The organism is Moorena sp. SIO2C4 (assembly GCF_010672485.1).
Taxonomy (GTDB): domain Bacteria; phylum Cyanobacteriota; class Cyanobacteriia; order Cyanobacteriales; family Coleofasciculaceae; genus Moorena; species Moorena producens.
Genome location: NZ_JAAHGN010000325.1, coordinates 1 through 7155, shown reverse-complemented (window position 1 = coordinate 7155; position 7155 = coordinate 1). Strand labels below are relative to the sequence as shown.

The 7155-nt window shown below is 44.7% G+C and carries 6 protein-coding genes and 1 pseudogene; 4 read left to right on the top strand and 3 right to left on the bottom strand.

From position 1 onward, the window contains the following. A pseudogene (locus F6K20_RS17715) lies at positions 1–1705 on the top strand (hypothetical protein); the annotation flags it as partial. A gap of 666 nt (positions 1706–2371) precedes the next feature. Here the strand turns inward: F6K20_RS17715 and F6K20_RS17710 are convergent. Next, a complete protein-coding gene (locus F6K20_RS17710; protein ID WP_008183188.1) occupies positions 2372–2539 on the bottom strand; it encodes an NblA/ycf18 family protein in 168 nt (55 codons plus the stop codon). Positions 2540–3016: 477 nt separating this feature from the next. On the opposite strand from F6K20_RS17710, the gene F6K20_RS17705 reads away from it, so the two are divergent. From F6K20_RS17705 to F6K20_RS17695, 3 genes are all read left to right on the top strand, one after another. Beyond that, complete coding sequence (locus F6K20_RS17705) at positions 3017–3667, top strand: phycobiliprotein lyase (RefSeq protein ID WP_071106843.1); 651 nt, start codon at positions 3017–3019, stop codon at positions 3665–3667. Further along, positions 3624–4214 (top strand): hypothetical protein, encoded by a 591-nt coding sequence (locus tag F6K20_RS17700; protein ID WP_071106844.1) that lies wholly within the window; start codon positions 3624–3626, stop codon positions 4212–4214. Before F6K20_RS17705 ends, F6K20_RS17700 begins: the two co-directional genes overlap by 44 nt. A gap of 365 nt (positions 4215–4579) precedes the next feature. Then, positions 4580–5362 carry a phycobilisome rod-core linker polypeptide gene (locus F6K20_RS17695; protein ID WP_287295466.1) on the top strand — a complete coding sequence of 261 codons (783 nt, stop codon included), beginning with the start codon at positions 4580–4582 and terminating at the stop codon, positions 5360–5362. Here F6K20_RS17695 and F6K20_RS17690 read toward each other — a convergent pair. Both F6K20_RS17690 and F6K20_RS17685 read right to left on the bottom strand, forming a co-directional pair. After that, positions 5342–6304 carry an RluA family pseudouridine synthase gene (locus F6K20_RS17690; protein WP_287295465.1) on the bottom strand — a complete coding sequence of 321 codons (963 nt, stop codon included), beginning with the start codon at positions 6302–6304 and terminating at the stop codon, positions 5342–5344. The two genes, F6K20_RS17695 and F6K20_RS17690, sit on opposite strands and share 21 nt — an antisense overlap. Before the next feature lie 134 nt (positions 6305–6438). Further along, positions 6439–7032 (bottom strand): sensor histidine kinase, encoded by a 594-nt coding sequence (locus F6K20_RS17685; protein ID WP_287295463.1) that lies wholly within the window; start codon positions 7030–7032, stop codon positions 6439–6441. Positions 7033–7155: the final 123 nt, after the last annotated feature.

Sequence of the window (7155 nt, the reverse complement as noted above, 5' to 3'; positions counted from 1 at the left end):
CCTCAAAAGTGCTGGAATCAATAGCCTCACCTCTGGGGATAATGGAAATGCTGGAAACGTTATCGTTCAAACAGGTACCCTTACCATAGAAGAGGCGGGGATTGGTAGTAGGACAAAAGGTAAGGGGGATGCTGGTCAAGTAGAAGTTACCGCTGACTCTATATCCCTGATCAGAAACGCTGGTATCAGTAGCAATGCTTGTTTAACTGATTCCTGTCAGGATAATGCTGGACAAACCATAGAGGGGAATGCTGGACAAGTTATCATCGACGCTGGTTCTATAGTTATCGAAAATAGTAGTGGTTTGGGTAGCGATACTGAAGGCAAGGGCAATGCTGGAAAAATAACCATTACTGCTGACTCAGTTGTGTTCAGAGAACAAAGTGGTATTGGTACCAACACTAGAAATAACAGTACTGGCAATGCTGGAGAGATCACCATCACCGCCGGTTCTTTATTGTTGGAAGGTCAGCGCAATGGTATTGGCAGCGAGACTCAAGACAATAGCAGTGGGGATGCTGGAAAAATAACCATTACTGCTGACTCACTTGTGCTCAGAGAAGGCAGTACTATTGGTACCAGAACGATTGATAACAGTACTGGGGATGCTGGAATAATAATAATTAATGTTGACTCCATCTCCCTAGAAAACAATAGTGAGATTCTAAGTACTACCGAAACTACTGGCAAAATAGGAACAATCACACTCAATGCCAACTCCATTTCCCTCTCAGACAGCAGAATTACTACAGCTGTAGAGGAAAGAGCAGTTGTTAACTCTCAAGAAAACCAAGACCCTAACATCATCATTCGGGGAAGCTCGCTCTCCTTAACCAATAATGCTCAAGTGACTGCTAGTAGTTCTGGCCAAGGAAATGCTAGTGACATCTTGGTAGAGGCTGACTCTATCTTCCTTGAAGAAAGTAATATCTCTACTGAAACCGTTAGCGGAGACGGTGGCAATATTACTCTGACCCTACAGGATTTATTACTATTGCGCAACGGTAGTCAAATCACCACCAGCGCCGGTACCGAAGACCAACCAGGAGATGGTGGCGATATCACCATTAATGCTGATTTAATTGTGGCCTTCCTGGAAGAAAATAGCGACATCACCGCTAATGCCTTTGAGGGCATGGGGGGTAATATTACACTTACCGCTGAAGGGATCTTTGGGTTCAACTTTCCGGATCAACTAACCAACTTGAGTGATATCATCGCCAGTTCTGAGCGTGGTGTAGACGGTGACATACAAATCAACATCCTTGGGGTTAATCCCTCTCATGGTTTAGTAGAACTCCCCACTACTGTAGTTGATCCATCTACACTGATTGCCGCTAGCTGCACCGACAATGTCAAAGTAGGATCAAACAGTTCCAAAGGGGATGAATTCATTATTACTGGACGGGGTGGCTTACCTCCGAGTCCCCTTGACCCAATCATCAGCCAGACGGTGATAGCAGATTGGGTGACCATAGATAACTCGGCAACAGAAAATGATCAGAGTCAGATCACTCCTGCTGCTAGGGAGGAGTCGGCTCGAAAGCGTCCCAGGCGGCGAATTGTAGAAGCTCAGGGTTGGCTGATTGGCCCTGATGGTACCGTTATTCTCACGGCTTTCCCTACCACCCCGGAGGCCTGGGCTAACTCTTGGCGCAAATCCCCCTCTTGCCAGGATCTCAGGAGAATTACTAATGGTTCCTAGGGATTAATGGTAGGGTGGGCAGTGCTTAGCTTGGCTATCACCAGGTTGATGAATCGGTCTAATGCACTGCCCACCCTACATCTCTGCCCACCAAAGATCTAGGGTGGGCAGTGCTTAGCTTGGCTCTTGGCCAGGTTGATGAATCTCTCTGTGGGCTATAAGCTCGACTAGCTCAGTGGGTTTGTTGACCCATTTTGCCTAAGTGCTGATTGACCTGAAAGGGGGGATAATGGCAAGTGAGGTAAAAATCAATCACCACTAATCCTATCATGTGTGCTACAATTCGGAAGAAGCTTAAGGTGAGCACTATGCAAGCTAGTACGGATTGTAAAGATAATATTTTAAATTCAAGATTGTAAATTTAAACCATTAACAGCCAAGGGGTCTTGGTAAGCATTCCTTGACTATCTAATTACCTAAGTATCTAATTCCCTGAGTATCTATATGTTCTTACGTAAGTCGAAATTGCTAAAATACACTATTATTATCTAGTAGTAGCCCAGCCAGGGTTGAAGCGCTACGATGGCTATTAGCAGGTTCAGATCAGCAGCGAAGGTTTAGATTATAGGCGTTCCCATGCCAGTGTAGATTCGTAGAATGTAGGTACGACTGACGCACCCCTTAAAACAAGTCAAGCAAAGTGAAACCTTCGCAGCTAATTAAAAGTTAAGCGTTTTTGAGTAGATGGCGGAATAGATTCTCCTTAACCATCATTTGACGCAAAACTTCCAAGAGATAGGACTGAGCCTCCTCCTGGCTCAAGAGCTTGACTTGGTCTTGGTAGATTTTCATCTGGAACTGTTGCTCCAAACTTAGCTTCCCAGGCGTTTCCATAGGTTTACTCCTAAGCTTAAATACGTTGATTAGGGCAGACGGACGAGTGTTCCGACTGCTCTTTTTTTTGGCCGTTGTTAATCAATCTAGCACACTTATAGAATACTGTCGATTCTGTCAAGCAATAAGTAATCAAAGATACAAATTGTAATAAAAATCCGGAAAGCGATGATTTGCCCTTGTGCCTGTATGTCTGACGGACTTAGCTCTTTGAATACCGATAATAAATAAATATTGATGGGGAGATGGGAAGATTTTGATTAAGAGTAATTATTCGGACATGATATTACCCAAAACCTGAGGCCAAACCCACCTATATAGTGGCACAATCCCATTTAGTATCAGTATATGTAGCGTACCAGCGGAAGTCCTGATAGCTTGGGCATGGATGGCTGGTTTGGAAAAATCTCAGGAATATGCAAAAATTCAAGCTTAAGTAAAATTTAAGTAAAAACTCGGTAAACCAAATACCATAATATGGATCCAATTATTGATGCCATGGAATTTTTCCAGCTCAGTGCTGGCAACTGGCGATCGCAACGCACAACCCACCACCTAGCCTTCCGACAAGCAGAGAAGGGAGAGTTGGACATCAATGTAGCTACCTTAGAGGCTGATCATCCCCAAGTCATTGAGCTGTGTGAGCTTCATAAGATTAATCCGAGTTTGGCAGCAGGTGGAGCTTTGGTCAGTTGGCAGGGCACAATGGCTTGGGATCCGACTGATGAGGGTCACAAAGACTCGACGGTGATGGTGGTGGTTCCAGATCGGGACTCTCCTAGACAGGGGAAGTTATTGCGGGAAAAAGGTTACGCGGAAACCATGCCAGTGGCTGGTCTTTATCAGATGGATGCTCAAGATGGGCTAGTGCTGATTACTGAATATGAAACTATGAGTGCTCATGAGCGTTTCTCGTTTATCACTCCATCTCGGCGGATGCGTACAAGTATAGTGAAACGTTTTGGTGGATTTAGCAGCGCATCATTTTGTATCGAAACCCGGATTGACTCTAATCTAGATAATGGGGCTAGTGCTGGCGCTAATACTGGGGCTAATATTGGCGTGACATCTCAACAACAACAAAATGTCTTGCCAAAGGAAGAGTATTATTCAATCTTGGGCTGGTGATTCCACCATCAGCGATGATCCGTTAATCCGGGGCTACCAGTATCTGAATGCTGTGGGTCAGTTGGCTTTAGACCCAAGTATGGTAGAGATCACTGATAATGTTAAAGAACGCGATCGCATTTATACCTGGATTGGCAATCACATTGATGCCATTAATGCTGAACTCCAGACTTGCCTAGAAGCCTGTCATAGCTGCTATCATCATTCCGTATGCCGCCCAATGCGGATTTTGGCAAGCCCTTTAGGGGAAAAGTTTGGAATTGATGGCTTTTGCAACATCTTAGCCACTCCGGCGGTGATCTTAATTGATGTCGGACGCATTGCACGGTCTGATTGGTTGAGTATTGTCATCCATGAATATGCCCATGCTCATTTAGGTGCCCCTGGTCACGATCAGCGTTTTTTTGAGGTCATTTCCCATCTCTGTTTGGGTCTGGGATTAAAACCGCCACGCTGGCAGGTAGATCTGGAAACTTACTTACGGGATTGGCCTGAGTGTCCATCCAAGACTAATCCACTGTCTTTTTGGTACGGGTATGGAGGCTAGGAGCGATAGGCTATTCTCTAATTCTTTGGTCTAATTCTTTCGGGCTATTTTAAAAAATATTAAAAATTATTGCTTTGATTAACGTTTTAATTAATCAAAATTAATAACCTATTACTGATTAAGGTGATTAAGTTAAAGGGGGACACACAGAGTAATCACACAGAGTAATCACAAAAGCAAGAAGAGGGTTAGTTGATTAACCCATGACGATTGATGATTGAGGATTGACTGCTGTCCCGGCTATCACTAGTCGCTTTAGGGATTAAAATATCGATTAAAATATAATTTTTTTATAGACTGACACAGGATTCATTATATATTTGATTAAGGTTTGTAAGATTTTCTAAGAATACGGAGATAAAAACGTGGCTATTCCTTTACTAGGCTACGCCCCTGTGACGCAGAATGCGCGCATAGATGGGTATGAGATACCAGGAGAAGAGCAACCCAGAATTTATTCCACTGAAAACTTGCTCTCTCCCGGAGACATGGATGCCCTAATCGAGGCAGGATACCGTCAGATCTTCTTCCATGCCTTTGCTTCGGATCGTGAACCGTTCCTGGAGTCCCAACTCCGCTTCGGTCAGATCACAGTGCGGGACTTCATTCGTGGGTTGTTGCTTTCTGAAACCTTCAAGACCAGTTTCTATGACAAAAACAGCAACTATCGCGTTGTAGAGCAGTGCGTGCAGCGGGTGCTTGGACGTGATATCTATGGCGAAAGGGAAAAATTAGCCTGGTCAATTGTAATTGCAACAAAGGGTATCCAAGGCTTCGTCGATCAACTGCTCGACAGCGAAGAGTACATGGAGAATTTTGGGTACAACACCGTCCCCTATCAACGGCGTCGAGTGCTTCCCGGTCGCCCTCAGGGTGAAACACCATTCAACATCAAATCTCCACGTTACAACGAATACTACCGTGCAGTACTGGGCTTCCCACAAATCATTTGGCAGAACCAGGTGCGCAGTTATGTCCCACAAGACAAGAAGGCCAAGGAAGGGGATCCGTCTCTGTATATGGGCATGGCACGGGAGCTGTCTCCCCAAGGCAACCCTATCCCACGAGTGTCAGCTGTGAACATCGACTACGAATCCTTAGTGCCATATCGGGCTCAGAACAAGGAACTAGCTGAAGCGAAGTCGTAGCACGTCTAAGAGTTTGATCAAAGCTAGGGGGGGAGGGGCAACAAACTCAATCCACTCCCCAGAAACGGGATGCTGTAGTTGTAGTCGCCAAGCGTGAAGTGCTTGACCCGGTAGATTAACACCGACAGAACGAGCACTGCTGTAAACGGGATCTCCAACAATGGGATGACCAATATAGCTACTGTGGACACGAATTTGGTGGGTGCGACCAGTTTCTAATTGGAAATGCATGAGGGTATAGTTGCCCAGTCGTTCTCGGACTTGCCAATGGGTAATAGCTGGGCGTCCCCCTTTTTCTACTGGCACGACAGCCATTTTCTTGCGGTCTACAGGATGCCGTCCAATCGCTTGGTTAATGGTGCCAGACTCAGCAGACGGAGCACCGTAGACTACACCTAAATATTGTCTTTGAGCAGTTTTGGCTTGGAGTTGGGCTTGTAGATGTCCATGAGCCTGGTCAGTTTTTGCGATCGCAATTGCACCAGTTGTATCCTTATCCAAGCGGTGGACAATCCCTGGACGCTGAACACCACCAATACCTGTAAGTTTAGGGCAGTGGGCTAAAAGGGCATTGACAAGAGTACCACTTTCATGGCCAGGTGCGGGATGAACTACCAAACCAGCAGGTTTATTGATAATAATCAGAACGTCATCTTCATAAAGAATGTCTAAGGGGATGACTTCCGGTTGTAATTCCAGGGGTTTGGGGTCAGGTATGGTCAGGGAGATGCGATCCCCTAGCTGAACTTTAGCTTTTTTTGAGATGCACACGTGATCATTCACTTGCACGTTGCCTTGTTCAATCAGCTTCTGGATACGAGAGCGAGACAAGTCAGGTGTTTGTTGGGCAATATAGCTGTCAAGGCGATAACTGGGAGTGGAACCAGTAGACTTGCTAGTTTCCTGAACTTGCAAGAATTTGATAGAAAGCTGAGGGGTCATTGTTGAGCGTTGATTGTCAACCGAACTGAGAATTAGGAATACAGAAGACTTTAATTATGTATTCATTATCAATAATTAACAATTAACTAAAGCCGATCAACTATTGTAGAAGTGATTAACCGGATTTGATATTATTAATTATTTGGGTTCGTAGCAAAGTGCAGCGGTAGGGTAACCGTAAATGTAGTTCCCACCCCAACTTCACTGTTTACAGCAATTGTACCCTCGTGCAAGTCTAAACATTTTTTGACAATTGCTAAACCCAGTCCAGTCCCAGGGATGCTGCCAACATTACTTGCTCTTTCAAAGGACTCAAATAGTTGATATTGGTCTTTTTTAGGAATACCGATCCCCTGATCTTGGACCTGGATTACTGCGGTCGAAGAATTGCAATTGAGTTCAAATTTGATAGTACCTCCTTCTGGAGAATACTTAATGGCATTTAAGAGCAAATTGTTAACGACATGACTCAAAAGTCTTTCATCGATTAGGACATCTTGGCAACTACCATGACTAAGGAATATCAGGTTATGGTTAAAACCCAGGTTAATTTTGATATTTTCGAGTATGTCCTGACACAAAGCAACTAAATCCATGGGTTCTGGCTCAAACTTGAGTTTCCCGGCATCGGCTTTCCCAATGGTTAGAACATCATCCAAAAGTTGAGTCATCCGGAGCACAGCATGCTGGATTTTATCATGGTGCTTCAGTTTTTTCTCAGCGTTCATAGATCCGAAATTCTTCCTCTGGTAAATTTACCTGCATGCGTTGTTCTGCCCCTGTGGATGGCGAAACAATCAGCACTTCGTTATATCCGGCAGAATAGGGTGTCTGTTGAATAACACCATAAT

What these genes read in the sequence shown, in the direction of transcription:
- F6K20_RS17710 (WP_008183188.1), bottom strand. Translation starts at nt 2,539, where the DNA reads ATGGAAACGCCTGGGAAGCTAAGTTTGGAGCAACAGTTCCAGATGAAA.
- F6K20_RS17705 (WP_071106843.1), top strand. Translation starts at nt 3,017, where the DNA reads ATGGATCCAATTATTGATGCCATGGAATTTTTCCAGCTCAGTGCTGGC.
- F6K20_RS17700 (WP_071106844.1), top strand. Translation starts at nt 3,624, where the DNA reads ATGTCTTGCCAAAGGAAGAGTATTATTCAATCTTGGGCTGGTGATTCC.
- F6K20_RS17690 (WP_287295465.1), bottom strand. Translation starts at nt 6,304, where the DNA reads ATGACCCCTCAGCTTTCTATCAAATTCTTGCAAGTTCAGGAAACTAGC.
- F6K20_RS17685 (WP_287295463.1), bottom strand. Translation starts at nt 7,032, where the DNA reads ATGAACGCTGAGAAAAAACTGAAGCACCATGATAAAATCCAGCATGCT.